Annotated in this window: 2 protein-coding genes; one reads left to right on the top strand and one right to left on the bottom strand. The window is 67.8% G+C overall.

The genetic code is table 11. The annotated features are described in order from the left end of the window. Nucleotides 1-20: 20 nt before the first annotated feature. Nucleotides 21-761 carry a hypothetical protein gene (locus PKF00_RS43845; protein WP_271223721.1) on the bottom strand — a complete coding sequence of 247 codons (741 nt, stop codon included), beginning with the start codon at nt 759-761 and terminating at the stop codon, nt 21-23. 354 nt (nt 762-1,115) lie between these two features. Here PKF00_RS43845 and PKF00_RS43840 point away from each other — a divergent pair, with 354 nt between their 5' ends. Further along, entirely contained in the window at nt 1,116-1,280 is a 165-nt protein-coding gene (locus tag PKF00_RS43840; RefSeq protein ID WP_271223720.1) for a hypothetical protein, read from the top strand. Nucleotides 1,281-1,373 lie beyond the last annotated feature (93 nt).

The following is a 1,373-nucleotide window of genomic DNA, read 5'->3' as shown; positions in this document are numbered from 1 at the left end:
GCGTGCAAACCGCTGAGCGATCAGGCCCGACCGATGTCGTAGGAGGCCGCCATGTCGCAGACCAGCCTTACCTGCGCCCGGAGAACGTCATCGGCGGCGCCGTACACCTCGACCGAGACTTCCGTCCCGCCCACGGCCCGGGCCAGTTTGAGATCGAGACGGGCCACCGTACCGACCAGCGGATAGCCGTACCAGCGTTTTTGCCGCTCGTCATCGGTGTCCGGCAGCCCGGTCTCGACGGCCTGCCAGTCGAGGTCGTCGAACTCGTACCGGACAGCTGCACGCTCTGCACTCTCGCCCGGTGCCCGCGCAAAGGCCTCCGGCATGAGTACGGCGGCACGGGGGTGTCTTCCTCCAGGTTGCCAGAAGTCGTGGTCCGGCCCGCCGAGCAGTTGGGCAACGGGTACGGCCTGCTGTTCACGCGAGATCGTCACAACCCTTTCCAGCTCTCCCCGCTGCGGGGTGAGGACTGGCGGGCGGGCAGGTTCGCCTCGGGGCTGCTGTGGGCGCGGGTGGCCGATCTGGAATCCCTGCCAGGCGGACAACGTTGGCGGAAACCCTGCGGTCCATCCCGTCGCGCTGTACTGCGAGTTCACGGCGGGCGGTTCCATCGCCCTGATCGTTTCCAGTGACGCCCTGGTGGTGATGAAGCCCCAGCGGTCGCCGTATCGGGTAAGCCGGATCACCCCCTGACGCCGGTGCGGCGACACGGCTTCCCCGTATCCGTGTCGCCGCACCTGGTCAGAGAACCCCGTGATCACGTCGCCCCGTGCCGTTCGACACCGTGAACAAGGTCACGGACATGGGCGACTGCTCGGAGCGCAAGACGGCGTTACTCGGCACGTGACAGCCCGGTGGGCCGGTCTGGTGAATCTGCGGAGCGTAGCGGCCGGCGTCGATCCGAAGGACCCCGGAGGGGCCGCGTAGCGGTTGGGGCCGGTGGCGGAGCGACGGGCGGTGCGGCGGGTGGTGCGGGGGTCCGGGGGTCCGGGGGTGATTTCAGCCTGGACCGCCACACTGGTGTCACCCAAAGGAGCAGTAACCATCTGCAACTATATTGTTACACAGAGTCATGTGACGATGGAGTGTCGGTAACTCCTCACCAAAGGAGCATCATGAGCACCTCGCGCACCATGCCGCACCTGTCCGCTCCGGTCGAGCGCACCCTCACCGGAACCGCCGCAAGCGACGCCGTCGGCGTCACCCCGTCATGGGGCGGCTCCGTTTTGGGCCCCATTGGCCCCATCCCCCTCCCTTTTGCCGGTGACGACGACAACTAGTCACACACTGCGAATCGGCCCTGTCGTTCTTCGGAGCGGCGGGGCCGTCGCATGCGTGAAGGCGGCAGCGCTCCGCGCCGCCCGGCGCGGAGC

This window comes from Streptosporangium carneum, assembly GCF_027922005.1.
GTDB classification, from domain to species: Bacteria; Actinomycetota; Actinomycetes; order Streptosporangiales; family Streptosporangiaceae; genus Streptosporangium; species Streptosporangium carneum.
The sequence above is the reverse complement of the archived record's forward strand: the minus strand, read 5'-3'. Positions and strand labels throughout refer to the sequence as shown.

Coding starts and splice junctions, on each gene's coding strand:
- PKF00_RS43840 (WP_271223720.1), top strand. CDS start 1,116: ATGAGCACCTCGCGCACCATGCCGCACCTGTCCGCTCCGGTCGAGCGC.